The sequence below is a fragment of the Streptomyces cupreus genome (assembly GCF_014257025.1).
GTDB lineage: Bacteria > Actinomycetota > Actinomycetes > Streptomycetales > Streptomycetaceae > Streptomyces > Streptomyces cupreus.
In genome coordinates this window covers 46,772-70,838 of record NZ_JACMSF010000027.1, presented here as the reverse complement: position 1 = coordinate 70,838, position 24,067 = coordinate 46,772, and the positions used below count along the sequence as shown (strand labels likewise).

Annotated in this window: 23 protein-coding genes; 6 read left to right on the top strand and 17 right to left on the bottom strand. The window is 70.8% G+C overall.

Features of this window, described 5'->3' with window-relative positions; all coding sequences use genetic code 11:
* Positions 1–5 precede the first annotated feature (5 nt).
* Together H4N64_RS24035 and H4N64_RS24030 are read left to right on the top strand one after the other, a co-directional pair.
* Entirely contained in the window at positions 6–776 is a 771-nt protein-coding gene (locus H4N64_RS24035) for an ABC transporter ATP-binding protein (RefSeq protein ID WP_186284488.1), read from the top strand.
* Positions 773–2,371 carry a transporter gene (locus H4N64_RS24030; protein WP_186284487.1) on the top strand — a complete coding sequence of 533 codons (1,599 nt, stop codon included), beginning with the start codon at positions 773–775 and terminating at the stop codon, positions 2,369–2,371. Before H4N64_RS24035 ends, H4N64_RS24030 begins: the two co-directional genes overlap by 4 nt.
* Positions 2,372–2,424: 53 nt before the next feature.
* On the opposite strand, the gene H4N64_RS24025 is transcribed toward H4N64_RS24030, so the two are convergent.
* Together H4N64_RS24025 and H4N64_RS24020 are read right to left on the bottom strand one after the other, a co-directional pair.
* Positions 2,425–3,300, bottom strand: a complete 876-nt coding sequence (locus tag H4N64_RS24025) for an alpha/beta fold hydrolase (protein ID WP_186284486.1) — start codon at positions 3,298–3,300, stop codon at positions 2,425–2,427.
* A 447-nt stretch (positions 3,301–3,747) separates the two neighbouring features.
* Positions 3,748–4,440 (bottom strand): metal-dependent transcriptional regulator, encoded by a 693-nt coding sequence (locus tag H4N64_RS24020; protein WP_186284485.1) that lies wholly within the window; start codon positions 4,438–4,440, stop codon positions 3,748–3,750.
* Between the two features lie 296 nt (positions 4,441–4,736).
* Here H4N64_RS24020 and H4N64_RS24015 point away from each other — a divergent pair, with 296 nt between their 5' ends.
* On the top strand, positions 4,737–5,492 hold the full coding sequence (locus H4N64_RS24015; protein WP_186284484.1) for an SIS domain-containing protein: 756 nt from the start codon (positions 4,737–4,739) through the stop codon (positions 5,490–5,492).
* A gap of 4 nt (positions 5,493–5,496) precedes the next feature.
* Here H4N64_RS24015 and H4N64_RS24010 read toward each other — a convergent pair whose 3' ends face one another.
* The 3 genes from H4N64_RS24010 to H4N64_RS24000 form a co-directional block, all read right to left on the bottom strand.
* Entirely contained in the window at positions 5,497–6,894 is a 1,398-nt protein-coding gene (locus H4N64_RS24010; RefSeq protein WP_186284483.1) for a PAS domain-containing protein, read from the bottom strand.
* A gap of 144 nt (positions 6,895–7,038) precedes the next feature.
* Complete coding sequence (locus H4N64_RS24005; RefSeq protein ID WP_418896286.1) at positions 7,039–7,485, bottom strand: GNAT family N-acetyltransferase; 447 nt, start codon at positions 7,483–7,485, stop codon at positions 7,039–7,041.
* A 323-nt stretch (positions 7,486–7,808) separates the two neighbouring features.
* Positions 7,809–8,909, bottom strand: coding sequence for a citrate synthase 2 (locus H4N64_RS24000; RefSeq protein WP_186284481.1), 1,101 nt, complete (start codon positions 8,907–8,909; stop codon positions 7,809–7,811).
* A gap of 298 nt (positions 8,910–9,207) precedes the next feature.
* On the opposite strand from H4N64_RS24000, the gene pdxH reads away from it, so the two are divergent.
* Positions 9,208–9,876, top strand: coding sequence for a pyridoxamine 5'-phosphate oxidase (gene pdxH, locus H4N64_RS23995; RefSeq protein ID WP_186284480.1), 669 nt, complete (start codon positions 9,208–9,210; stop codon positions 9,874–9,876).
* Here the strand turns inward: pdxH and H4N64_RS23990 are convergent.
* The 8 genes from H4N64_RS23990 to H4N64_RS23955 are packed head-to-tail and all read right to left on the bottom strand — an operon-like array spanning position 9,866 to position 19,864.
* A complete protein-coding gene (locus H4N64_RS23990) occupies positions 9,866–10,483 on the bottom strand; it encodes a TetR/AcrR family transcriptional regulator (protein WP_186284479.1) in 618 nt (205 codons plus the stop codon). The two genes, pdxH and H4N64_RS23990, sit on opposite strands and share 11 nt — an antisense overlap.
* On the bottom strand, positions 10,471–11,205 hold the full coding sequence (locus H4N64_RS23985) for an enoyl-CoA hydratase family protein (RefSeq protein WP_186284478.1): 735 nt from the start codon (positions 11,203–11,205) through the stop codon (positions 10,471–10,473). Before H4N64_RS23985 ends, H4N64_RS23990 begins: the two co-directional genes overlap by 13 nt.
* Complete coding sequence (locus tag H4N64_RS23980) at positions 11,202–12,770, bottom strand: AMP-binding protein (protein WP_186284477.1); 1,569 nt, start codon at positions 12,768–12,770, stop codon at positions 11,202–11,204. The genes H4N64_RS23985 and H4N64_RS23980 overlap by 4 nt, the downstream gene beginning before the upstream one ends.
* A gap of 31 nt (positions 12,771–12,801) precedes the next feature.
* Positions 12,802–13,935: an acyl-CoA dehydrogenase family protein gene (locus H4N64_RS23975; RefSeq protein WP_186284476.1), complete on the bottom strand. Its 1,134-nt coding sequence runs from the start codon at positions 13,933–13,935 to the stop codon at positions 12,802–12,804.
* Positions 13,932–15,785 carry an ATP-binding protein gene (locus H4N64_RS23970; protein WP_186284475.1) on the bottom strand — a complete coding sequence of 618 codons (1,854 nt, stop codon included), beginning with the start codon at positions 15,783–15,785 and terminating at the stop codon, positions 13,932–13,934. The genes H4N64_RS23975 and H4N64_RS23970 overlap by 4 nt, the downstream gene beginning before the upstream one ends.
* 10 nt (positions 15,786–15,795) lie before the next feature.
* Entirely contained in the window at positions 15,796–17,394 is a 1,599-nt protein-coding gene (locus H4N64_RS23965; protein WP_186284474.1) for a carboxyl transferase domain-containing protein, read from the bottom strand.
* Complete coding sequence (locus H4N64_RS23960; protein ID WP_336246791.1) at positions 17,391–19,073, bottom strand: acyclic terpene utilization AtuA family protein; 1,683 nt, start codon at positions 19,071–19,073, stop codon at positions 17,391–17,393. Before H4N64_RS23960 ends, H4N64_RS23965 begins: the two co-directional genes overlap by 4 nt.
* Positions 19,070–19,864 carry a TIGR03084 family metal-binding protein gene (locus H4N64_RS23955; RefSeq protein WP_186284473.1) on the bottom strand — a complete coding sequence of 265 codons (795 nt, stop codon included), beginning with the start codon at positions 19,862–19,864 and terminating at the stop codon, positions 19,070–19,072. The genes H4N64_RS23960 and H4N64_RS23955 overlap by 4 nt, the downstream gene beginning before the upstream one ends.
* Before the next feature lie 119 nt (positions 19,865–19,983).
* On the opposite strand from H4N64_RS23955, the gene H4N64_RS23950 reads away from it, so the two are divergent.
* Together H4N64_RS23950 and H4N64_RS23945 are read left to right on the top strand one after the other, a co-directional pair.
* On the top strand, positions 19,984–20,826 hold the full coding sequence (locus tag H4N64_RS23950; protein WP_186284520.1) for a Scr1 family TA system antitoxin-like transcriptional regulator: 843 nt from the start codon (positions 19,984–19,986) through the stop codon (positions 20,824–20,826).
* Positions 20,792–21,064 carry a DUF397 domain-containing protein gene (locus H4N64_RS23945; RefSeq protein WP_186284472.1) on the top strand — a complete coding sequence of 91 codons (273 nt, stop codon included), beginning with the start codon at positions 20,792–20,794 and terminating at the stop codon, positions 21,062–21,064. The genes H4N64_RS23950 and H4N64_RS23945 overlap by 35 nt, the downstream gene beginning before the upstream one ends.
* Positions 21,065–21,090: 26 nt before the next feature.
* Here the strand turns inward: H4N64_RS23945 and H4N64_RS23940 are convergent, their stop codons facing one another.
* From H4N64_RS23940 to H4N64_RS23925, 4 genes are all read right to left on the bottom strand, one after another.
* The gene (locus tag H4N64_RS23940) at positions 21,091–21,348 is read right to left on the bottom strand and encodes a hypothetical protein (protein ID WP_186284471.1); all 258 of its coding nucleotides are present in this window, start codon (positions 21,346–21,348) and stop codon (positions 21,091–21,093) included.
* Positions 21,345–21,707, bottom strand: a complete 363-nt coding sequence (locus H4N64_RS23935; protein WP_186284470.1) for a DUF6247 family protein — start codon at positions 21,705–21,707, stop codon at positions 21,345–21,347. The genes H4N64_RS23940 and H4N64_RS23935 overlap by 4 nt, the downstream gene beginning before the upstream one ends.
* A gap of 69 nt (positions 21,708–21,776) precedes the next feature.
* Complete coding sequence (locus H4N64_RS23930) at positions 21,777–22,736, bottom strand: EamA family transporter (protein ID WP_186284469.1); 960 nt, start codon at positions 22,734–22,736, stop codon at positions 21,777–21,779.
* 114 nt (positions 22,737–22,850) lie between these two features.
* Complete coding sequence (locus H4N64_RS23925; RefSeq protein ID WP_186284468.1) at positions 22,851–23,975, bottom strand: lipid II:glycine glycyltransferase FemX; 1,125 nt, start codon at positions 23,973–23,975, stop codon at positions 22,851–22,853.
* Positions 23,976–24,067 lie beyond the last annotated feature (92 nt).

The window sequence follows — 24,067 nt, the reverse complement described above, 5'->3', positions numbered from 1 at the left end:
TGGCCATGACCTCTGCTGTGGTGGTACGTGGGCTCTGGAAGCGGTTCGGGCAGCAAATCGCCGTTGCCGGGATCGATCTGGAGTTACCAGCCGGGAAGTTCATCGGGCTGGTCGGGCCCAATGGGGCCGGGAAGACCACCACGCTCTCCATGGTGACCGGGCTGCTGCGGCCCGATCAGGGGTCGGTCGAGGTCGTCGGGCACGACGTGTGGCGGGACCCGGTGGAGGTGAAGGCGCGGATCGGGGTGCTGCCGGAGGGGCTGCGGCTGTTCGAACGGCTGTCGGGGCGCGAACTGCTCGCCTACTCAGGGCGGTTGCGCGGCCTGCCCGGCGCCGAGGTCGACAAGCGGGCCACGCAGCTCCTCGACGTGCTGGACCTGGCCGGCGCCCAGCACAAGCTCGTCGTCGACTACTCGACCGGCATGCGCAAGAAGATCGGGCTCGCCGCCGCTCTCCTCCACAACCCCGAAGTGCTCTTCCTGGACGAGCCGTTCGAGGGCGTCGACCCGGTCTCCGCGCAGACCATCCGGGGCGTCCTTGAGCGGTACACCGCCTCCGGCGCCACCGTCGTCTTCTCCTCCCATGTCATGGAGCTCGTCGAGTCGCTGTGCGACTGGGTGGCCGTCATGGCTGCGGGCCGTATCCGGGCGCACGGCCCCCTCATCGAGGTGCGCGGGGCCGCGCCCTCCCTCCAGCAGGCGTTCCTGGAGCTGGTGGGGGCCCATGGGCGCGACGCCGGGTCCGACCTCGACTGGCTGGGCGGCGGGGCGCGATGAGCGCGCCCACGGTTACACCGGTCACCTCGGTCTTCGTCCGGCTGAAGCTGTCGCTGCTGCGCAACGGACTGCGCCAGTCCAGCGGACGCCGCGCCGCCTACGTCGCCTCGGTCGTCGTCACGCTGCTGTTGGCCGCGTTGCAGCTGATCGGTCTGATCGCCCTGCGCGGCCACGCCCATGCCGCGTCCGTGGTCATCCTGCTGGTGGCGGTGCTGGCGCTCGGCTGGGCGGTGATGCCGCTGTTCTTCCCCGGCGGCGACGAGACCCTCGACCCGACCCGCCTCGTCATGCTCCCCCTGCGCCCGCGTCCCCTGGTACGCGCCCTCCTCGCCGCCTCCCTGGTCGGCATCGGCCCCCTGTTCACCCTCTGCCTGCTGACCGGCTCGGTGATCGCGGTCGCGCACGGCACCATGGCCTACGTCGTGGGCGTCGTCGGAGTCGTCCTCGCGCTGCTGGTGTGCGTGGCCCTCGCGCGGGCCGTCGCCGCCGCCAACATCCGCCTGCTGACCAGCCGGAAGGGCCGGGATCTCGCGGTACTGAGCGGTCTGGTCATCGCGGTCGGCGCGCAGGTCGTCAACTTCGGTGCGCAGCGCCTCGGTTCCTCGGGACTCGGGGAACTCGACCCGGCGGCGGACGTGCTGCGCTGGATCCCGCCCGCGTCGGCGATCGGGGCGGCGGACGCGGCGAGCGAGGGTTCGTACGGTGTCGCGCTGCTGCAACTGGCCCTGACGGCCGGTGTGCTGGCGGCCCTGATCGCCGTATGGGCACGCCATCTGACCCGCCTGATGACCGAACCCGACGGCTCGACCCTGCAAGCGGCCACCGACACCGCCGTACGGCAGTCCACCGGCCTGGCCCGTCTGCTGCCCGCCGGGCGCACCGGTACGGCCATGGAGCGCGGCCTGCGCTACATCTGGCGGGATCCGAAGACCAAGGCGGCCTGGGTGACCTCGCTGGCCATCGGACTGATCGTGCCGGTGTTCAACGCCGTCCAGGGCACCGGCTCGATCTACTTCGCCTGCTTCGCGGCCGGGATGCTCGGGATCCTGATGTACAACCAGTTCGGTCAGGACACCTCGGCGTTCTGGATGGTCGCGATGACGATCTCGTCGACGCGGGACGCCTACGTCGAGCTACGCGCGCGTGCGCTCGCGCTGCTGCTGATCACCCTGCCGTACGCGACGCTGGTGACCGTCCTGACGGCCGCCCTGCTGGACGACTGGCCCCGCCTGCCCGACGCCCTGGGCCTGTCCTTCGCCCTGCTCGGCGCGATGCTGGCGACCGGCGCCTGGACCTCGGCCCGCTTCCCGTACTCCATCCCGCAGGAGGGCTACAAGAACGTGGCCCCGGGCCAGGTGGGCCTGGCCTGGATCTCCATCTTCGGCGGAATGGTCGCGGCGGCCCTGCTCTGCGCCCCGTTCATCGCCCTGACGATCTGGCTGAACGTCTCGGCGAACGGCGAGGACTGGAGATGGCTGCTCCTGCCCGTGGGCGCGGCGTACGGGGCGGGAATCACGGCACTGGGACTACGGCTGGCGGCGCCACAGACGGCGGCGAGGCTTCCGGAGATCCTGACGGCGGTGAGCAAGGGCTAGGGACTGTGGGCGGATCGTGCCGACGCCGGAGGCGTGGAACTCCCTGAGCGCCCTCAAACCGTCCGTACCGCGTCCAGGAACGGCTCGATCGCCGCCCGCCAGGCCTCCGGCTGGTCATAGTGCACAAGGTGCCCCGCGTCGGCCACCTCCGCGTACTCCCCCCTGGGCAGCACCCGCACCATCTCCTGCGCCTCGGCCCGCCCCAGCTCCCCGTCCAGACCCCGCACGACCAGCGTCGGGCACTGGACCTGCGCCAGTTCCTCCCAGTGCGCGTCGTACACCCACGTCTCGCGGGACTTCAGCATCTGCTCGGGCTCGAACACCGGCCGCCATCCGTCCTCGCACTCCTGCATGACCTCGGCGTAGAACTCCCCGCGCGCGGGATTCGGCCGCTCCACCCACGGATCGTCCTCGCCGAACCACTTGCGCACATCGGCGAGGGTCGCGAAGGGAACGGGCCAGGACTTGAACCAGTTCGCCCACTCCCGCTGCGAGGACGCCCCGAGGGCGGAGGCTCGCATATCGCAGATGATCACGCCACTGACCAGGTCAGGGCGCTTCGCGGCGAGCTGCCAGGCCGTCAGCGCCCCCATCGCATGGCCGATGAGCACGGCCGGCGCGAGGCCGAGCTGTTCGAGGGCGGCCTCCGCGTCCTCCACATACGCCTCGCGCGTGAACGCGGCCTCGGCCGGCTTGTCGCTGCGACCGTGCCCCCGCTGGTCCAGCGCCACCGCGCGATGCCGCTCGGAGAGCCAGCGGGCCGTGGCCGCCCAGTGCGAGGCGCGGCCCATCAGCCCGTGCAGTAACAGCACGCCGTGCCCCGGCTCGCCCTCGGCGGCGGCCAGCCGGTCGTTCTTCGGTGGGTCGCCGAACTCCCAGGCCGCGAGGCGTACTCCGCCCGTCCCGGTCACGTCGATACGCCGTGCCATAGGTCCTGGAACCCCCCTAGCTCCGCCTGCCGTGCCCTTGCCCCGCAGATTATCGAACCTCTATTCGAAGATGCCGTCTCGGCGGACAACACCCCTCATTCGAGTGACCTCCCTCAGGGATTGACGGCCGCAGACGAGGGGAGATCTTCAACGGGAGGCGGGCCGCTCGGGGAAGACGGTCCGAGGGGAATGACCCTGAGAGCTCGGGGCTCCGGGTCAGCACAGGGGAGGACAGGCCCCGGCGCCGCATGGCGCCGGGGCCTTCCACACGTCTGCGGCGCATCCTCCGCCCCCCTCAGGTCATATGCCCCTCGCGACAGCCTCGCACGCGAAGCGCCGGAACGCTGCGATTCCACGGACTGAATCTTGGAAACGACGAGATCGCGTCGGTCGCCTCAACTACCCCCACAGCAACAGGAGTTGGCCACCGTCGGCAACTACGGGTGCTCAGCGCTTGGCGACGAACACATGCGAGGCGATGTCCGCCTCCAGCTCGGCCGCCTCGCCGCCGCTGCCCACCAGCACACCGCCCGCCGACTCGGTCACGCTGACCACCGAGCCGGGCTGCACGCCCGCCCGACGCAGCGTGTACATCAGCTGCGCGTCCGTCTGGATCGGCTCGCCGATCCGGCGTACGACGACGGTCTTGCCCTCAAGGCCCGGGTCCAGCTCGGCCAGCGAGACCATGCCCTCGTCGAGGAAGGGGTCGGCGCCGTCCTTCTCGCCGAGCTCCTCAAGACCCGGGATCGGGTTGCCGTAGGGCGACTCGGTCGGGTGCCGGAGCAGTTCCAGCACACGGCGCTCCACGGCCTCGCTCATCACGTGCTCCCAGCGGCAGGCCTCGGCGTGCACCTGCTCCCACTCCAGGCCGATCACGTCGACGAGCAGACACTCGGCGAGGCGGTGCTTGCGCATCACGCGCGTGGCCAGCCGGCGGCCCTCGTCCGTCAGCTCCAGATGGCGGTCGGAGGCGACGGACACCAGACCGTCCCGCTCCATCCGCGCCACCGTCTGGCTGACGGTCGGCCCGCTCTGGTCGAGCCGCTCGGCGATCCGGGCACGCATGGGGACCACACCTTCCTCCTCCAGCTCAAGGATGGTGCGGAGATACATCTCCGTGGTGTCGATCAGTCCGGACATACGTGCCCCTTGGTGAGATCTGCCGGAAGCGCGACAGCTTCGCGGCGTGTGCGCTGGCCCTGGCTTCAATTCTGACCCATAGCGCTGACAACCGTGCCGTGCCGTTGAAACCAGGGGGTTTCGCGCGTGTACACGGTGGCGCGCGCCCGACCCGCGGCCGCGCCCGGCGGGCGCCCCCGGCCAGCCGTACCGCCGTATTGACACCGCACTGGTCCAGACCGCACGGTGATCCGCGACACAGATCACGACCACTCACCACCGTCACCGCACTCTCGCACGGCAAAGGGGCCCCGCGCATGAGCGACCGCAAGCTGGCCGGCCAGTTCTTCGACGCCGCGATCGGGCTGCTCCAGCGGGTCCGCGACGAGGAGGCCGGGAACATCGAGGCGGCCGGCACCCTGCTCGCCGACACGGTCGCCGAGGGCGGGCGGCTGTTCGCGTTCGGCGCCGGGCACTCCTCGCTCGCCGCGCAGGACGTCGTCTACCGCGCGGGCGGGCTCGCGCTGATGAACCTGCTGGCGGTGCCGGGGGTCGTCGGCGTCGATGTGATGCCCGCCACTCTGGGCTCCGCCCTGGAGCGGGTCGACGGACTGGCCGCCGCCGTCCTGGACACCTCGCCGCTGCGCGCGGGGGACGTGCTGGTGATCGTCTCGCTGTCCGGGCGCAACGCGCTGCCCGTGGAGATGGCCATGAACGCCCGCTCACTCGGGGTGAAGGTCATCGGGGTGACGTCCGTGGCGTACGCCTCCGAGACGAAGTCGCGGCATGTCTCCGGGACCTGTCTGAAGGACCACTGCGATGTTGTCCTCGACTCCAAGATCGCCGTCGGGGACGCCGAGCTGACCCTGGACACCGTGCCGGCGCCGTTCGCGCCCGCGTCGACCGTCGTCACCGCGGCCCTGCTCCAGGCCGTCATGGCCACGGCGGTCGGCGCCCTGACCGACCGGGGCATCGAGCCGCCGCTGCTGCGCTCCGGCAACGTGGACGGCGGCCATGAGTGGAACGGGCGCGTGTTCGAGGAGTACGGGGACCGGATCTTCTACCGGCGGTGAGCCCTCAGGTGGCGCTCGCCAGGTCCAGGGCCGTCGCGATACGCGCCGCCACGTCCTCGGCGTAGGTCGCGTCGGAGCGTTCGAAGGCGCTTCGGCCGCTTCCCCGCAGGAACGTCACCACGCCGAGTGTCCGGCCCCGGCTGCGCAGCACCGCGCACAGGGCGTGCACCGAGTCGGGCGGCCACTGGCGGGCCTCGGCCCAGGCGCGGGCCTGTTCCGGCGGTACGGTGCCGACGCTGGCCCGCACCGATCCGGCGCGCGCCACGCACTGGAGCGCCGGGTGGTTCTCGGTGTAGCGCACGGGCAGGCCCGCGGCGCCGGTGGGCAGGCTGGGGCCCGGTGCGCCGGAGGGGGTGGCGGCGGCTCTGACCAGGCGGACCGGGGCGGCCGCGTCGGCGTCGCTCAGGATGCCGCCCGCGACGCGGTCGACCAGCGCGTGGTCGGCGAATCCGGCGAGCGCGAAGTCGAGGTGGACGGTGGCCGCCTCCGTGGGGTCCTCGCACTCCGCCGCCGCGCGCGCGGCCCGGTGCATCTGGTTGGTACGGAACCGCAGCAGCGCCGCCTCCTGCTCGCCCTGCTTGGCCTCGGTCACGTCCTGGAAGAGCCAGCCCACCCCCAGGGGCACCGGTTCCTCGGCGAGCGGCGAGGCCAGCCGTACGAAGCCGCAGCGCCAGCAGCGCCGCTGCTCGCCCTCGGGGATGCGCACACTCACCCAGATCTCGGCCGGGGCGGGCGGCGCGCCCTCCGCGAGGACATGGGTGAGCGCGCTCTCCAGTTCCTCGACGCCCTGGGCGAGCAGTTCGCCGAGCGGGCGGCCCAGGACGGACGTACGGCCGATGCCCAACGCGCGCGCGGCGTGCGCGTTGACGACGGCGGGGCGCAGATCCGCGTCGACGAGCACGACGCCCCAGGAGGCGTCCTCGAAGAGTGCCTCGCTGAGCGCGATGGACCGCTCCAGGTCGATCTGCGCGTGCACCTCGCTGAAGGCGCAGTACACGCCGGCGGGCTTGCCGTCGGGGCCGCGTACGGCCGCGGACTGGGTGCGTACGAGGACCCGGCCGCCGTCCTTGGTGAGCAGCGCGAACTCGTGCACCTGCCGTCCGGGGGCGTCCATGGCGGACATCAGCCGCCCCTCGACCTCCTCGGCGTCGGCACTGCGCACCGCCCATCCGGCGAACCCCTGCCGCCCCACGGCCTCGGCGGCGGTCCACCCGAGGATCCGCTCGGCCTCGCGGTTCCAGTGCGTGACGACACCGTCGGCGTCGAAGGCGCACAGCGCCGCGTCCATCCCGTCCAGCAGCGCGGCGAGCAGATCGGAGCCGCCGGAGCCCTCGGGACCGGCCCGCTCGGGTTCGTCCGGCCCCAGTTCGTCGGTGGTCCCACTACGCCGGGAAGCACTCACCTGGACCCCCTGCCAAGCCGCGTCCGCACGCGTACGGTGCGGCGGTTCGCCCACTAACAATCATTCAACTCGAACGTGACGCAGCACACACCCGGTTCCCCACAAGATTGAGGGAATCGTTGCACGCCGGAAACGTCGTACCACTCACCGCTCAAGCCGCAGTGTGAGCCACACTTCGGTCTCGTCCTCGGGCGCCACATACCGCTCCACCTCGACAAAACCGCGCGCCTCGGCGAACCGCAGCCCATCGGTGTTGGCGGCGAGGACGACGGTCTGGATGCCCTGGGCACCGAGCACGCGCGCGCGGGCGAGGCAGTGCTCGTAGAGGGCCGCCCCGAACCCGCGCCGCCGGTACTCGGGCAGCACACGCGCGATGACGGTCGCCACCGCGTCCTCGCCGCCCGGCGGCCGCACGGTCGAGCAGCCTACGAGCTCGTCCCCGAGATAGGCGTTCTCCAGCCGGTGCCGCCCACTGCGTTCGCGCACCTCGTCGGGGCTCAGCTCGTCGGGCGGCACGATGAGGTTGTGGACGTACCGCCACTGCTCCAGCATGCGGTCGCCGTCCACCGGCACGACACGAAGATCGTTCACGCCTGGCATCTCCCCACGGCGCGTACGGCTCAACCTCTGAAAAAAAGTGGTTGAACCCGCCGCGGTCGCTTCCTAGTGTGTGGGGCACACGAGAAGGGAGGTGGTTCGGCAGATGTATGGAAACCGGACGCGTGAGGTGGCTGCGGGCTAGCGGCCCAGCACCCCACTAGTTGCGGTGCCGGACCAGCACGTGACGGATGCGTGCAGCCGGCCCAATCCCAAGCAGTCACCCGACCCGCGAGTTCGCCGGTACGTCCGGCCGGCTCCTCCGCCGTCAGGCGGAGGAACCCGAGCTCGCGGGTCGTCTGCGTTGTGGGCTGCTCTCAGCGGGCGATGTCGCCGTACCCCTCGATCTCCCGAGGATCGCGCGGCCCCGGCCCCACATACCGTGCGGACGGCCGCACCAGCCGCCCCGTCCGCTTCTGCTCCAGGATGTGCGCCGACCACCCGGCGGTACGCGCGCACGTGAACATCGACGTGAACATGTGCGCCGGCACCTGCGCGAAGTCGAGGACGATGGCCGCCCAGAACTCCACGTTGGTGGCGAGCACCCGGTCGGGACGCCGGGCGTGCAGCTCCGCCAGCGCCGCCTTCTCCAGCGCCTCGGCCACCTCGAAGCGAGGCGCACCCAACTCACGCGCGGTACGCCGCAGCACACGCGCGCGTGGGTCCTCGGCGCGGTACACCCGGTGCCCGAAGCCCATGAGCCGCTCACCCTTGTCGAGGGCCTGCTTCACATACGCCTCGGCGTCCCCGGTGCGCTCGATCTCCTCGATCATGTACAGCACGCGCGAGGGCGCACCGCCGTGCAGCGGCCCGGACATCGCTCCGACGGCGCCGGAGAGCGCGGCGGCCACATCCGCGCCGGTGGAGGCGATCACGCGGGCCGTGAAGGTGGAGGCGTTCATGCCGTGCTCGGCGGCGGAGGTCCAGTACGCGTCGACGGCGGCGACATGCTTCGGGTCCGGCTCGCCACGCCAGCGGATCATGAACCGCTCGACGACGGACTGCGCCTTGTCGATCTCGCGCTGCGGAACCATCGGCAGGCCCTGCCCGCGCGCGGACTGGGCGACGTAGGACAGAGCCATCACGGCGGCCCGGGCGAGGTCGTCGCGGGCCTGCTCGGCATCGATGTCGAGCAGCGGTTTCAGGCCCCACACCGGGGCCAGCATGGCGAGCGCGGACTGGACGTCGACGCGGATGTCGCCGGAGTGCACCGGGATCGGGAACGGCTCGGCGGGCGGCAGACCGGGGTTGAAGGCCCCGTCGACGAGCAGGCCCCAGACGTTGCCGAACGAGACATGGCCGACGAGGTCCTCGATGTCGACGCCCCGGTACCTGAGTGCGCCGCCCTCCTTGTCGGGTTCGGCGATCTCCGTTTCGAACGCGACGACTCCTTCGAGTCCGGGTACGAAGTCGGACATCAGGCGGCTCCCTCGTGATGTGTGCGACAGATGGTGTTGTGGGGGTGATGGTGCGGACCGTTGCTGGTACGGCAGGGACGGCTGCGCGCCCGGTGGATCCGCGGTCGTGGCTCGACGGACTCGCGGTCCTGGGCGGTACCCCGGTGATGCCCGCTGCGGCTGGCGGTCATCCAACCGGAACGGCATCAGAACGATATCCCCGAGTGCCACCTTTGGGGAGGCCTTGCGGCACTGAGTGCCACGCAGTGACGAAGGACACCGTGCCGAACCGGCCGTGCGCATACGGCAAGATGACCGCGTGACCGACCGAGACGCCGTACCGCCGGACCCCGCCGTGATGCGCAAGCAGTACCGGGCCGCGGGCCTCGCCGAGAACGAGCTGGCCGCCACCCCGGTGGAACAGTTCGCGCGCTGGTTCAAGCAGGCCGCAAGCGAGGCTCATCTGTTCGAGCCGAACGCCATGGTCGTCTCCACCGCGGACGCCGAGGGCCGCCCCAGCTCCCGCACGGTGCTGCTGAAGCAGTTCGACCAGCAGGGCTTCGTCTTCTACACGAACTACGACTCCCAGAAGGCCCGTGACCTGGCGGAGAACCCCTATGTGTCGCTGCTGTTCCCCTGGCACCCGATGGCCCGCCAGGTCATCGTCCAGGGCATCGCGCGGCGCACCGGGCGCGACGAGACGGCCGCCTACTTCCGCACCCGCCCGCACGGCTCCCAGCTCGGTGCCTGGGCCAGCGAGCAGTCCTCGGTGATCCCCACCCGGGCCGACCTGGACGCCTCGTACGCCGAACTGGCCGCCCGCTACCCGGAGGGCGAGCAGGTGCCCGTACCGCCGCACTGGGGCGGTTTCCGGGTGGCGCCGCAGTCGGTGGAGTTCTGGCAGGGCCGCGAGAACCGGCTGCACGACCGGCTGCGCTATGTGACCCAGCCGGACGGGAGCTGGCGGGTGGAGCGGCTCAGCCCGTGACGCCCAGGGCGTCGTCGAGGAGTGACGCCCACTGCGCCACCACCCGCTCGCGCCGACCCTTGTCGTCCGTCAGCAGGTTCGCGAGGCCCAGCCCCCGGGCCATGTCCAGCAGCCCCTGCACGGTCTCCCGCACGCCCGGCTCGGACTCGTCGGCGCCGAGCAGTTCCACGGCGATGCGGTGCGAGTCGCGCCCCACGCGGGCCTCCAGCTCGGTGACGCGCGGGCGCAGCTGCTCCTCGTTGGAGGCGGCCACCCACAGATGCAGGGCGGCGCGGAACAGGGGGCCCGTGTACAGGTCGACCAGCGCCGCCACGACCGCCCGCCGGTCCTCCGCGGCGCCCTCCGGGAACAGTGCCCGCAGGGCCGTGGAGCGTTCCTCGGCAACGTACTCGACGGCGGCCGTGAAGAGGTCCTCGCGGGTCGGGAAGTGGTGCTGGGCGGCGCCCCGCGAGACCCCGGCGCGCTCGGCGACGACGGACACCGTGGAGCCGGCCCAGCCGTGTTCGGCGAGGCAGGCCACCGCGGCCTCCAGGAGCCGCTGCCGGGTCGCCCGGCTGCGGTCCTGCTTGGGAACGCGGTCGCGTTCCGCCGTACTCACACCGCCCATGAGGGATCCCGTCGCTCCAGGAAGGCCGTCATCCCCTCGCGGGCCTGCGGGGCGGAGAACAGCCGGGCCGAGAGCGCGGTGAGGTCGGCCGCGTCCCGGTCGAATGACTCCAGCACCCTAGCCGTGAGCAGCCGCTTCGTCTCGGCCAGGGCCTCGGGGGCGGAGCGCCTGAGGCCGTCGAGGACGGGTTCCAGTACGGCGTCCACGTCGTCCCCCGCGGCCGTCAGCAGGCCGATACGGGCCGCCTCGGGGGCGTCGAAGCGCTCGCCCGTGAGGTAGTAGCGGGCGAGGGCGCGGGGGTCCGTACGCGGCAGCAGCGGGAGCGAGATGACCGCGGGGGCCACCCCGATCCGTACCTCCGTGAACGCGAAGCTCGCCGTGTGCGCGGCGGCCGCGATGTCGCAGGCGGCCATCAGGCCCAGGCCGCCCGCGCGCACATGGCCGGTGACCCGGGCGACCACCGGCCGGGGCAGCTCCACGATCTGCCGGAGCAGGCCGACCAGCGCGTCCGGGTGGGGCGGATCGCGCAGATCGGCCCCGGCGCTGAAGGTGTTGCCGGTGTGGGTGAGGACGACCGCACGGACGCCCGTGTCCTTGGCGCAGTCGGCCAGCGCGACGGCGAGTTCGCCGACCAGGGCCGCCGACAGGGCGTTGCGGTTGTCCGGCGAGTCGAGGCTGAGCGTCTCGACGCCACGCGCGCGTGTACGGCCGATCAGTGTCACGCGCGCTCCCTGAGCTCACGCCGGAGGATCTTCCCGGAGGCGGCCCGGGGCACGCCGTCGATGAAGGCGACCTGGCGGATCCGCTTGTAGGGGGCGACGCGTTCGGCGACGTACATCATGACCTCTCCTTCGGAGAGGTCCGCGGCCGACGGCTGGCGGACCACGTACGCGCGTGGGATCTCGTTGCCGTTGTCGTCGTGGACGCCGATGACGGCGGCGTCGGCGATGCCCGGGTGGGTCAGCAGCAGCGCCTCCAGTTCGGCGGGGGCCACCTGGAAGCCCTTGTACTTGATGAGCTCCTTGACCCGGTCGACGACGAACAGCCAGCCATCGGCGTCGGCGTAACCGACGTCCCCCGTGTGCAGCCAGCCGTCCTTGTCGATCAGCGCGGCGGTGTCCTCGGGGCGCCTGAGGTAGCCCTTCATGACCTGCGGGCCCCGGATGAGGATCTCGCCGGCCTCCCGCACGCCGAGGTCCTCGTCGGGGTCGTCGAGGGAGACGATCCGCATCTCGGTGCCGGCGATGAGCTTGCCGACCGTGCCGGGGGGCGCCTCGCGCATGGCGTCCAGGGGGACGACATGGGTGCCCGGGGACAGTTCCGTCATGCCGTACGCCTGGCCGATCGGCGGCAGGTCCAGCCGCTGGGAGCAGGCCGCGGCGAGCCTCGCGTCCAGCGGGGCCGCGGCGCTGATCAGGTACTTCAGCGACGACAGGTCGTAGTTCTCCACCGCCGGGTGCTTGGCGAGGGCGAGGACGATCGGCGGGGCCACGTACAGGGCGGTGATGCGGTGGTTCTGGATCGCCGCGAGGAAGGTCTCCAGGTCGAAGCGGGGCAGCACGACGACCGTGCAGCCCTTGCGCAGGGGCGCGTTCATCAGCGCGGTCAGACCGTAGATGTGAAAGAACGGCAGGACGGCGAGGATGCGGTCGCCCGGGCCCGCGGGGACCGCCGGTTCGAGTTGGGCGAGGTTGGTGGCGATCTGCCGGTGGGTGAGCATCACGCCCTTCGGCACACCGGTCGTGCCCGAGGAGTACGGCAGGGCCGCGACGTCCTCGGCGGGGTCGATGCCGACCCGCGGTTCGGGGGCGGTGGAGGCGAGCATGTCGATCAGCGAGCGGTGCCCGGGCGCGCTGTCGCAGACGAAGATCTCCTCGACCCCGCCCGCGAGTTCGGCGGCCCGCCGGGCGACCTCCAGCAGCGGGGAGACGGTGACGATCCAGCGGGCGGCGCTGTCGCCGAGTTGCCGGGCGAACTCCTCGGGCGTGCAGAGCGGGTGCACGGTGGTGACCGAGGCGCCCGCGCGCGTGGCGGCGTAGAAGGCGGTCGGGAAGGCCACCGTGTTCGGGCTGTGCAGGGCGACCACATCGCCCTTGCGCACCCCGGCCTCGGCGAGTGCGGCGGCGATCCTGCGGTGGAACCGGTCCACCTGCTCGTATGTGAGGGTGGTGCCGTCGGTGCCGTCGATCAGGGCGGGCGTGTCGCCGAACTCGGCCGCGCCGCCCAGCACGGCCTCGTGGATGGGCAGGTCGACGGGGGATATGTCTGCGTACTCGCTGCGGAACACGGTTCCTCCTCGCACAACGCCGTGCAGGGTCTCAGTACGACTTGGGCAGGCCCAGGGTCTGGTGGGAGACGTAGTTGAGAATCATCTCCCGGCTCACCGGAGCAATACGTGCCACGCGCGCGGCGGTTATCAACGACGCGAGCCCGAATTCGCGCGTGAGGCCGTTCCCGCCGAGCGTGTGCACGGCCTGGTCGACCGCCTTCACACAGGCCTCCCCGGCCGCGTACTTGGCCATGTTGGCGGCCTCCCCCGCACCCACGTCGTCCCCGGCGTCGTACAGATGAGCCGCCTTCTGCATCATCAGACGGGCCAGTTCCAGGTCGATGTGCGCCTGGGCGAGGGGGTGCGCGATGGCCTGGTGGGCGCCGATCGGGGCCTTCCAGACGGTGCGTTCGCGGGCGTACGCAATCGCTTGCGCGAGGGCGTGGCGGCCCATGCCGATCGCGAACGCGGCCGTCATGACGCGCTCGGGGTTGAGTCCGGCGAAGAGCTGGAGGAGCCCCGCGTCCTCGTCGCCGACGAGCGCGTCGGCGGGCAGTCGTACGTCGTCCAGGACCAGCTCGAACTGCTTCTCGGCGGCGTTGAGTTCCATGTCGATCTGCCGCCGAGAGAAGCCTTCGGCGTCGCGCGGGACGATGAACAGGCAGGGTTTGAGATTGCCGGTGCGGGCGTCCTCGGTGCGGCCGACGATGAGGGTGGCGTCCGCGATGTCGACACCGGAGATGAAGACCTTGCGGCCGGTGAGCAGCCAGTCGGCGCCGTCCTTGCGGGCGGTGGTGGTGATGCGGTGGCTGTTGGACCCGGCGTCGGGTTCGGTGATGCCGAAGGCCATGGTGCGGGTGCCGTCGGCGAGGCCGGGGAGCCACTCCCGCTTCTGGGCGTCCGTTCCGAAGCGGGAGATCACGGTGCCGCAGATGGCCGGGGAGACGACCATCATGAGCAGCGGGCAACCGGCCGCGCCCAACTCCTCCAGGACGAGGGAGAGTTCGGCGATACCGCCACCGCCTCCGCCGTATTCCTCCGGGAGGTTGACGCCGAGGTAGCCGAGCTTGGCGGCCTCGGACCACAGCGACTCTCGGTCGTAACCGCGTCCGTGGCGCCTGCCGAGGGCGGCCACCGCGGCTCGCAGGGCTTTGTGCTCCTCGGTTTCCAAGTTGGTGCTCACTGGTCCTGGTCCTCCTCTACGACGGCGAGCAGAGCTCCGACGTCGACCTGCCGGCCGACGACGGCATGCAGGGCGCTGAGCGTCCCTGTGACCGGCGCTGTGATCCTGTGTTCCATCTTCATCGCCTCCAGCCACAGCAGGGGCTCCCCGGCCCGTACAGCGGCTCCCGCGGCGAGCCCCTCGGCGACCCTGACGACCGTGCCGGGCATCGGGGCCAGCAGGGACCCGGGCGCGAGCTGGGCCGTCGGGTCGGGGAAGCGGGGCAGGGGTTCGAGGGCGGTGTTGTTGACGTACAGCTCCTCGCCGTGGCGGGCAACCTCGAACCGGCGCTGCACACCGTCCACTTCGAGTACGACGAGCTCCGCGCCGGCGTGCACGATCCGCACCCCGTCCGCCTCAAGCCCCGCCCTTGTGTACCGGTACCGGACCTCGTGCTCCTCGCCCGCCATGGCGTAGCGCTTGGTCTGCGGCTGGGAGGGCACATTGCGCCAGCCGCCGAAGCGGGAGCCGGAGCGGCGGGCGTCGGCGAGGGCGGCGGCCAGGGGGGCGTGCGGGTCGGGGGCGGGCTCGGCCAGTTCGGGGAGGTGGCGGTCGTAGAAGCCGGTGTCCATCCGGGCCGTCGTGAACTCCTCGTGCCGCAGGGAGCGGACGAGAAGGTCCCGGTTGGTGACCGGTCCGTGGATCGTCGCCCGCTCCAGGGCGCCGGCGAGCTTGCGGAGCGCGCCCGCGCGCGTGGGGGCGTGGGCGACCACCTTGGCGAGCATCGGGTCGTAGTGGACGCCGATCTCGTCGCCGTCGCCGTAACCGCTGTCCAGCCGCACGCCCTCGGGTACGGCGAGCCGGTGCAGGGTGCCGGTCTGCGGGGCCCAGTCGCGGGCCGGGTCCTCGGCGTAGAGGCGGGCCTCGACAGCGTGGCCACGCGCGCGTGGGGGCTCGCTGTCGAGGGGCTGCCCCTCCGCGATGCTCAGTTGCAGAGCGACGAGGTCGATACCGAACACGGCTTCCGTCACGGGGTGTTCGACCTGGAGGCGGGTGTTCATCTCCAGGAAGTGCGCCTGATCGTCGGCGACGAGGAACTCGACGGTCCCGGCGCCGACGTAGCGCACGGCACGCGCGGCGCGTACGGCAAGCGCCCGCAGCTCCTCCGCGAGCCGGTCCGAGAGCCCGGGCGCCGGGGCCTCCTCGATCACCTTCTGATGGCGGCGCTGAAGGGAGCAGTCGCGCGTGCCCAGCGCCCACACCGTGCCGTGCGCGTCCGCGAGCACCTGCACCTCGACATGCCGCCCGCGCTCCACATAGGGCTCGACGAAGACCTCACCGTCACCGAAAGCGCTCGCGGCCTCGGCGCGCGCACCCTCCAAGGCGGCACCGAGCTCCTCCAGACGACGCACGATCCGCATCCCGCGCCCCCCACCGCCCGCGGCCGCCTTCACCAGCACCGGCAGGTCGCTCCGCCCGACCTCGCCCAGGGGCGCGAGCCCCATCAGCTCCTTCGCGCGCGTCTTGGACGCCATCGCCTCGATGGCCTCCGGCGGCGGCCCGATCCACACCAGCCCCGCGTCCAGGACGGCACGCGCGAAGTCGGCGTTCTCCGAGAGGAAGCCGTAGCCGGGGTGCACGGCGTCCGCGCCGGCCGCGACGGCGGCCTTCACGATCAGATCACCGCGCAGATACGTCTCGGCGGGCGTCGCCCCCGGCAGCCGTACCGCCGCGTCGGCCACGCGCGCGTGCAGGGCGTTCTCATCGGCGTCCGAGTGCACGGCGACCGTCCGGATTCCCCACTCACGGCAGGTACGGAAGACACGACAGGCGATCTCGCCCCGGTTGGCGACGAGTACAGAAGTGATCACTGCTGATCCCTCACATCCGGAAGACGCCGAAGCCACCGCGCGCGCCCTCGTAGGGCGCCGTGTGGACGGCGGACAGGCACAGGCCGAGGACGGTGCGGGTGTCGCGCGGGTCGATGACGCCGTCGTCGTACAGCCGCCCGGACAGGAACATCGGCAGCGACTCGGACTCGATCTGCTGCTCCACCATGGCCCGCAGCGCCGCGTCCCCCTCCTCGTCGTACGGCTGCCCCTTGGCGGCCGCCGACTGCCGGGCGACGATCGACAGCACGCCGGCGAGCTGCTGCGGCCCCATGACCGCCGACTTGGCGCTGGGCCAGGCGAACAGGAAGCGCGGATCGTAGGCCCGCCCGCACATGCCGTAGTGCCCGGCGCCGTAGGAGGCCCCCATGAGGACGGAGAGGTGAGGGACTTTCGAATTGCTGACGGCGTTGATCATCATCGCGCCGTGCTTGATGATCCCGCCCTGCTCGTACTCCTTGCCGACCATGTAACCGGTGGTGTTGTGCAGGAAGAGCAGCGGAATGTCCCGCTGATTCGCCAGCTGGATGAACTGAGCGGCCTTCTGCGACTCCTCGCTGAACAGCACGCCTTGGGCGTTGGCGAGGATGCCGACCGGGTAACCGTGCAGACGCGCCCACCCGGTGGCCAGACTGCTGCCGTACAGCGGCTTGAACTCGTCGAAGTCGGAGGAGTCGACGATCCGGGCGATGACCTCACGCGGGTCGAAAGGGGTCCGCAGATCGCCGGGAACGATCCCGAGCAGTTCGTCGGCGTCGTACTTGGGAGGCTCGGCGACCCCCGGATCCGCATACGCCTTACGGTGATTGAGCCGAGCAACGACCCGCCGCGCCTGCCGCAACGCGTCCCGCTCATCCACAGCGAAGTAGTCCGCGAGCCCCGACACACGCGCGTGCATCTCGGCGCCGCCCAGCGACTCGTCGTCGCTCTCCTCACCGGTGGCCATCTTGACGAGGGGCGGCCCGCCGAGGAACACCTTGGCGCGCTCCTTGACCATGATCACGTGATCGGACATCCCGGGGATGTAGGCGCCACCGGCGGTGGAGTTCCCGAACACGACGGCGAGCGTCGGAATCCCGGCGGCCGAGAGGCGGGTGAGGTCGCGGAAGATGGCTCCGCCCGGGATGAAGATCTCCTTCTGGGACGGCAGATCCGCGCCCCCCGACTCCACGAGGCTGATACAGGGCAGCCGATTCGCCAGGGCGATGTCATTGGCGCGCAGGGCCTTCTTCAGGGACCAGGGATTGCTGGCACCCCCGCGCACGGTCGGATCATTGGCGGTGATCAGACACTCCACGCCCTCCACGACCCCGATACCGGTGACGAGCGAGGCGCCGACGGCGTAATCGCTCCCCCAGGCGGCCAGCGGAGACAACTCCAGGAAGGGCGTGTCGGGATCGAGGAGCAGCTCGATCCGCTCCCGAGCAAGAAGCTTGCCGCGCTTTTTGTGCCTGGCCACGTACTTCTCACCACCACCCGCAAGGGCCTTGGCATGCTCGGCGTCAAGATCGGCGAGCTTGGCGAGCATGGCCTCGCGGTTGGCCCGACAGTCAGGACTGCTGAGATCAAGGGCGGTACTGAGAACCGTCACAGGAGGGCCTCCGGAATGTCCAGGTGGCGGGAGCGCAGCCACTCGCCGAGCGCCTTGGCCTGCGGATCGAAACGGTGCTGAGCGGCGACTCCGGCGCCGAGGATGCCCTCGACGACGAAATTGAGGGCACGCAGGTTGGGCAGGGTGTGGCGGTGAACGGAGAGCCCCTCGCACTCCGGTATGAGCTGCCGGAACCGCTCCACGGTCAGCTCATGGACGAGCCAGCGCCAGGCGTCGTCGGTGCGGACCCACACCCCGACATTGGCGTTGCCTCCCTTGTCCCCGCTGCGGGCCCCGGCCACGAGCCCGAGAGGAGCACGGGTGGTGGGCGCGGGCGGCAGCGGCACGGGAAGCGAAGGCTCCGCCAGGTCTTCTTCGAGTACGAGGGTGTCCTGGGGCGGCGCCACAGGGACCCGCCGACCGTCATGGAGGACGGCCATATGTGCCACGGCCGCATGGGGGACGTACACATCCTCGAAGACCCCATAAGGGGCACCCTTCCCAGGTGGGGCGAGCACATGAAACCCGGGGTAACTGGCGAGGGCAAGCTCAATGGCGGCCCCGCTCAAGGCCCGCCCGACGGACTCCTGATCGGCGTCCCGGACGACAAGCCGAAGCAGAGCACTGGCCGTCTCCTCGGTCGGAGCATCGACACGATCGGTACGGACGAGATCCCACCGCACCTCGGCGGGGGGCGACTTGGAGAGCGCGTCGGCCATCTGCGCACGTACGAGATCAGCCTTGGCCTCGATCTCAAGCCCGGTGAGAACAAAGACGACTTCATTGCGGAACCCACCGAGCCGATTGACGCCGACCTTGAGGGAAGGGGGCGGGGCCTCACCGCGAACGCCGTGGATACGGACGCGATCGGGCCCATCGCCGGTGAGCTGAACGGTGTCGAGCCGGGCGGTGACGTCCGGCCCGGCGTAGCGGGCGCCGGCGGTCTCGTAGAGAAGCTGGGCGGTGACGGTTCCGACATCGACGAAGCCGCCGGTTTCGGGGTGCTTGGTGATGACGGCGGTGCCGTCGTCGTGGATCTCGGCGAGGGGAAAGCCGGGCCGGAGAAGATCCCGACGCCGGTCAGCGAAGAAGGAATAGTTCCCGCCGGTGGCCTGCGCCCCGCACTCCAGGACGTGCCCGGCGACGACGGCACCCGCGAGCCGGTCGTAGTCCGTCGGGGCCCAGCCGAAGTGGGCGGCGGCGGGCCCGGTGACGAGGGCGGCGTCGGTGACCCGTCCGGTGACGACGACATCGGCGCCTTCCCGTAGGCAGGCAGCGATACCGAAGCCGCCGAGGTAGGCGTGGGCGGCGAGGCTGCCGGGGTGGGAGGCGGTGAGGTCGTCCCCCTCGACATGGGCGACACGCACGGGAATCCCGAGCCGATCGGCCAACTGCCGTACGGAGTCGGCAAGTCCACCAGGGTTGAGTCCCCCGGCATTGGCGACGATCCGAACCCCCCGCTCATGGGCGAGCCCGAGGCACTCCTCCAACTGCCGCAGAAACGTACGGGCGTACCCGGCCCCGGGGTCCTTCAGCCGGTCGCGCCCGAGGATCAGCATGGTCAGCTCGGCGAGGTAGTCACCGGTGAGGACGTCGAGTTCGCCGCCGGTGAGCATCTCGCGCATGGCGTCGAAACGGTCGCCGTAGAACCCGGAGGCGTTGCCGATACGAAGGGTCACGAGCCCGCTCCCTTGGCCGCCCGCCCGGCGCCGGGCGGCCCGGCGAAGGCCTGGGCGATGTCGAGCCAACGGTCCGCGTCCTCCCCCTCGGCCCGTACGGCGAGGTCGGCGCGGTGGGCACGCCGGGTGACGAGAAGACAGAAGTCGAGGGCGGGGCCGGTGACGCGCTGGGGGGCGCCTTCAGGGCCGTACGCCCATGTGTCGCCGCTCGGCCCGACGAGCTCGACGCGGAACTCGCCGACAGGTGGGGTCAGTCCACGCACTCCGTAGGCGTAGTCGCGGGCGCGGACCCCGATGCGGGCCACATGCCGGAGGCGGTCGGTGGGTGTGCGCACCACACCGAGGGCGTCGGCGACGTCCTGGCCATGAGCCCAGGTCTCCATAAGACGTGCGGTGGCCATGGAGGCGGCGGACATGGGTGGGCCGTACCAGGGGAATCGGGCGCCTGGAGGGGCGGCGCGCAGGGCGTCGGCGAGCGCCTCACGTCCGGCGCGCCAGCCGGCGAGGATCTCGGCGGGCGGCTTCTTGGCGCCCCCCTCGGCACCTTCGTCGACAAAGCCGTCGGGCGCGGCGAGCGCCTTCTCGACCTCCCGCCCGAAGGCTTCGGCATCGGTGACGGCGAGCAGAGCGGCGTGGTCGGTCCAGGCGAGGTGCGCGATCTGGTGGGCGACGGTCCAGCGCGGGGCGGGGGTGACGAGGGCCCACTGGTCCGGGCTCAACTCGGCCACCAGTCGGTCGAGTTCATCACTTTCGGCACGCAGGTCGTCGAGCACGGGCGTCGGGTCGGCCATGGGGGGAGCATGGCAGGGGGCCTTGAATCAATCAAGCACGCTTGCATGATTTCTTTTTCCACAACTCCGGTTCCTGTGTGCACCCTTGTGGCTACTCTCGGTGATTGGAGGTGGTCGCCGTGGCAAATATTCGGCAGCTGGATCCGAGTGCGTCGCCCTTGGACTACTACGGCTACGAACTACGCCGACACCGGGAGGCGGCGGGCCTGACGCTGGCGCAGCTCGGGTCGATCGTGTTCTGTACGGGGTCGCTGATCGGGCAGATCGAGACGGCGTTGAAGGTTCCGCAACGGGAGTTTTCGGAGCGGGTGGATGCGGCGTTGGGGACGGGTGGGACGTTCTCGCGGTTGGTGGGGCTGGTTTTGCGAAGCCAGTTGCCTGGGTGGTTTCAGCCGTATGCGGACTTGGAAGCCAAGGCGACGTTCATTTCGTCGTTCCAGGCGCAGTTGGTGTACGGCCTTCTCCAAACGAAGGCGTATGCCCGCGCGGTGCTCGGTGCGCGAGACGAAGGTGATCTCGATGGCAAGGTGGCGGCGCGACTGGATCGGCAGCGGATCCTGGATCGGGAGCAACCGCCCGTGCTGTGGGTTGTGTTGAGCGAGGCGGTACTGCACCAGGAGATCGGCGGCCGGGAGGTCATGCGCGAGCAACTGGCGCATCTGCTGTCGTTGCAGAAGCGCCGGTGGCTGGAAATCCAGGTGCTGCCGTTCGAGGCCGGCGCACACACGGGGCTGATGGGTTCGTTCAACCTTCTTCGCTTCGACAAGGACCCCGACATCGTCTACACCGAGGACTTCGTCCAGGGGCACATGACGGCCAATCCGGAAGCAGTCAAGGAGGGTTCGGTCCGTTACGATCATCTGCAAGCGGCCGCCCTCTCCGTGGACGACTCGGCGGCCCTCATCGCCCGCGTGATGGAGGAACGGTATGGAATCGAACCTGACGGGCGCGACCTGGCGTAAGTCTTCCTACAGCGGCGATACCGGCGGGCAGTGTGTTGAGTGCGCCCCTGTCGGCTCTGTCGCCTGGCGGAAGTCGTCGTACAGCGGCGACACCGGCGGTGATTGCGTAGAGGTCGCCGACCTGACCCCCCACATAGCCATCCGCGACTCCAAGAACCCCGCCCACGGAACAGTCACCGTCACCCCGAAGAGCTTCGCCCTCTTCGTCACGGCGACCGTTGACGGTGCCTTCGGCTGACGTGGGCGGTCGTGCAGGGTCAGGCCTCACATCGGATCGGGCGTGATCTGCCAGATCGTGACGAGTTCCGAGCGCGGAGTGATCATGTAGACGAAGAAGCCTCCGGCCACGAACGCATGCTTCGCGCCTTCGTCCGCCCCTTCATAGGCCAATCCGTGGAGGTAAAGGGCTTCGGCGGCTCGGACCAGTTCGTCGGCCTTCTTTTCCACCTCGGCGAGGAATGCGGGTGGGGCTCCGGCCGCCACGGTTTCTTCGTCCGGAACGTACTCCCAGTGCCAGGTCACTCCGCGCGTACCGCCTCAGCAGCGGCGCGGTAGATACCGCTGGCGGTGGTCAGGTGACCGCGTGCCTCTTCGGGGGTGGTCGAGACGTGCGCGAGGTATTCGGCACGGTGGTACGCCTTCGCCGTTTCCGGATGGCGCTCGATCTCAATCAGCGCGGCCCAGTGATCGAGGTAGGCGTGCACGGGCTTGAGCGAGCCGTGCTGCACGGCCTCAGCGAGTGCTTGGTCTTTGACCTGGTCGTACGCCGTCAGAAGCTGAGGTGCGACTACGGCGCAGGCGGCACGCAGGGCGCCCGGAGTGCGCTCCGGACGGGGGATCAGCGGGCGGTCGCCCTCTGCTTCCGTGTGCTGCAGACTCATGCTGCCGTTCCCTTCACAGGCACGCGTCCGACTCTAGCCCCATCCCGACTCCCCGCGCCCCGCCAACCGTCAGGACGCCGTACCCGGCGCTTTGGCCCTCCCCCGCCCCACCTGCGTCCGTACCGCGCCCATGCTCGCCGCGATGACCAGGGCAATGGCAATCGCCTCCGTCGCGGCGAGGGCCTGGTCGAGGATCAGGAAGCCTGCCGTCGCCGCGATCGCCGGTTCCAGGCTCATCAGGATGGCGAAGGTGGAAGCGGGGAGGCGCCGTAGGGCCAGGAGTTCAAGGGTGTAGGGGAGGACCGAGGAGAGGATCGCCACCGCCGCGCCCAGCGCCATCGTCACCGGGTCCAGCAGCTTCGCCCCCGACTCCGCCACCCCCAGCGGCAGGAACAGCACCGCCGCCACCGCCATGGCCAGCGCCAGCCCGTCCGCCTGTGGGAACCGTCGGCCCGTACGTGCGCTGAAGACGATGTACGCCGCCCACATCGCGCCCGCGCTCAGGGCGAACGCCACGCCCACGGGGTCCAGGCTGCTGAAGCCTCCCCCGCCGAGGAGGAACACGCCGGCCAGGGCCAGGCCTGCCCAGATGAAGTTGATCGCGCGGCGGGAGGCGATGACCGACAGCGCCAGCGGACCCAGCACCTCCAGCGTCACCGCAGGGCCCAGCGGGATGCGGGCCACCGCCTGGTAGAAGAGGCCGTTCATCGCGGCCATGGTGATGCCGAAGACCACGACCGTGCCCCAGTCCGTACGGGAGTGGCCGCGCAGGCGCGGGCGGCAGACCAGGAGCAGCACCACCGCCGCCACCGCCAGCCGCAGCGTGACCACGCCCAGCGCGCCCGCCCTCGGCATCAGGCTCACGGCCAGGGCCCCGCCGAACTGCACCGAGATCCCACCGGCGAACACCAGACCCACCGGCCCGAGCGAACCCCAACGGCTCGGCGCGCCGATCGGCACGGAAGCGGCGGCGGAAGAGGAGGCGGCGGCGGTCGGCGCGGGCGAGGTGACGGCGTCGGGGGTGCTCACGGGCGGTCCTGAGGCTAGGTTTCGTGCATCGCGATGTACTTCCGAGTTCAGGGTAGTGGACTCTGTCAGGCGTGTGAACCCGTTTCGGGGCTGTCCCAGGGAGTGAGAAAGCGATCAGCGGCGCGCCATGTACAGATCCAGCGCCTTGTGCAGCAGCCGGTTGAGCGGGAAGTCCCACTCCCCCAGGTACTCCACCGCCTCTCCGCCCGTTCCCACCTTGAAGCGGAGCAGGCCGAGGAGGTGGTTGGAGTCCTGGAGGGTGTCGGTGATGCCCCGCAGGTCGTAGACGGCGGCGCCGAGTTCGTGGGCGTCGCACATCATGCGCCACTGCATGGCGTTGTTGGGCTGGACCTCGCGCTTACGGCTGGTGGAGGCGCCGTAGGAGTACCAGACATGCTCGCCCACGGTCAGCATCGTGGCCGCGGCGAGCACCTCGCCCTCGTGATGGGCGAGGTAGAGCCGCATACGGTCGGGGTCCTCGGCGGTGAGCGCGGTCCACATGCGCTGGAAATAGGGCAGCGGGCGCGGGATGAAACGGTCCCGCTCGGCGGTCTCGGCGTAGAGGTCGTAGAAGGCCGGGAGGTCCTCGTAACCACCCCGGACGACCTTCACACCCGCCTTCTCCGCCTTCTTGATGTTGCGCCGCCACTGCTGGTTCAGGCCACGCTGGACGTCCTCCAGCGACCGCCCCGCGAACGGCACCTGGAAGACGTACCGCGGCTGCCCGGCCGCGAAGCCGTCCTCCCCGCCCGGTTCCGTCTGCCGCCAGCCCGTCCTGCGCAGCCGGTCCGCGATGTCGGAGGCCCGCGGTTCGTACGACGTCGCCTCCGCGTCCCGCAGCCGCAGAGCCGTCGGTTCGGCGATGGCCGCCTTCACCGCCTCGGCACTCCAGCGCCGTACGACGACAGGCGGCCCCATCTTCACCGAGAAGGCACCCCGCGCCTTCAGGCAGGCGAGCATCGGCTCCAGCCACCGCTCGCACAGATCCGGCGCGTCCCAGTCGATCAGCGGGCCCTCGGGCAGATACGCGAGGTACTTCTTCAGCCTGGGCAGCGGGCGGAACAGTACGAGCCCCGCCCCGACCAGCCGCCCCTCCTCGTCGAACCAGCCGAGGCTCTCCGCCCGCCAGTCCGGCTTCACGTCACCCCAGGACGGCATCTGCATATGGCTGGCGGAGGGACGCGCCGCCACGAAGGCCAGGTGTTGCTCGCGTGTGAGGGGCTGGAGATGAAGGGGCATGGCGGGGCTCCTTGGAGTTGCTGATCTTGCCCAGGCTAGACCTCACCCCCGCTCTTCCCCGGCCCATCGAGGGCCCGCCGCCGTGTCCCCCG

Excerpts from the sequence above, each read along its gene's own strand:
- H4N64_RS24020 (WP_186284485.1), bottom strand. The coding sequence starts at position 4,440 with ATGTCCGGACTGATCGACACCACGGAGATGTATCTCCGCACCATCCTT.
- H4N64_RS24015 (WP_186284484.1), top strand. The coding sequence starts at position 4,737 with ATGAGCGACCGCAAGCTGGCCGGCCAGTTCTTCGACGCCGCGATCGGG.
- H4N64_RS23955 (WP_186284473.1), bottom strand. The coding sequence starts at position 19,864 with ATGGCCGACCCGACGCCCGTGCTCGACGACCTGCGTGCCGAAAGTGAT.
- H4N64_RS24025 (WP_186284486.1), bottom strand. The coding sequence starts at position 3,300 with ATGGCACGGCGTATCGACGTGACCGGGACGGGCGGAGTACGCCTCGCG.
- H4N64_RS23935 (WP_186284470.1), bottom strand. The coding sequence starts at position 21,707 with ATGAGTCTGCAGCACACGGAAGCAGAGGGCGACCGCCCGCTGATCCCC.
- H4N64_RS23945 (WP_186284472.1), top strand. The coding sequence starts at position 20,792 with ATGGAATCGAACCTGACGGGCGCGACCTGGCGTAAGTCTTCCTACAGC.
- H4N64_RS24030 (WP_186284487.1), top strand. The coding sequence starts at position 773 with ATGAGCGCGCCCACGGTTACACCGGTCACCTCGGTCTTCGTCCGGCTG.
- H4N64_RS23990 (WP_186284479.1), bottom strand. The coding sequence starts at position 10,483 with ATGGGCGGTGTGAGTACGGCGGAACGCGACCGCGTTCCCAAGCAGGAC.
- H4N64_RS23925 (WP_186284468.1), bottom strand. The coding sequence starts at position 23,975 with ATGCCCCTTCATCTCCAGCCCCTCACACGCGAGCAACACCTGGCCTTC.
- H4N64_RS24000 (WP_186284481.1), bottom strand. The coding sequence starts at position 8,909 with ATGTCCGACTTCGTACCCGGACTCGAAGGAGTCGTCGCGTTCGAAACG.
- H4N64_RS24035 (WP_186284488.1), top strand. The coding sequence starts at position 6 with ATGACCTCTGCTGTGGTGGTACGTGGGCTCTGGAAGCGGTTCGGGCAG.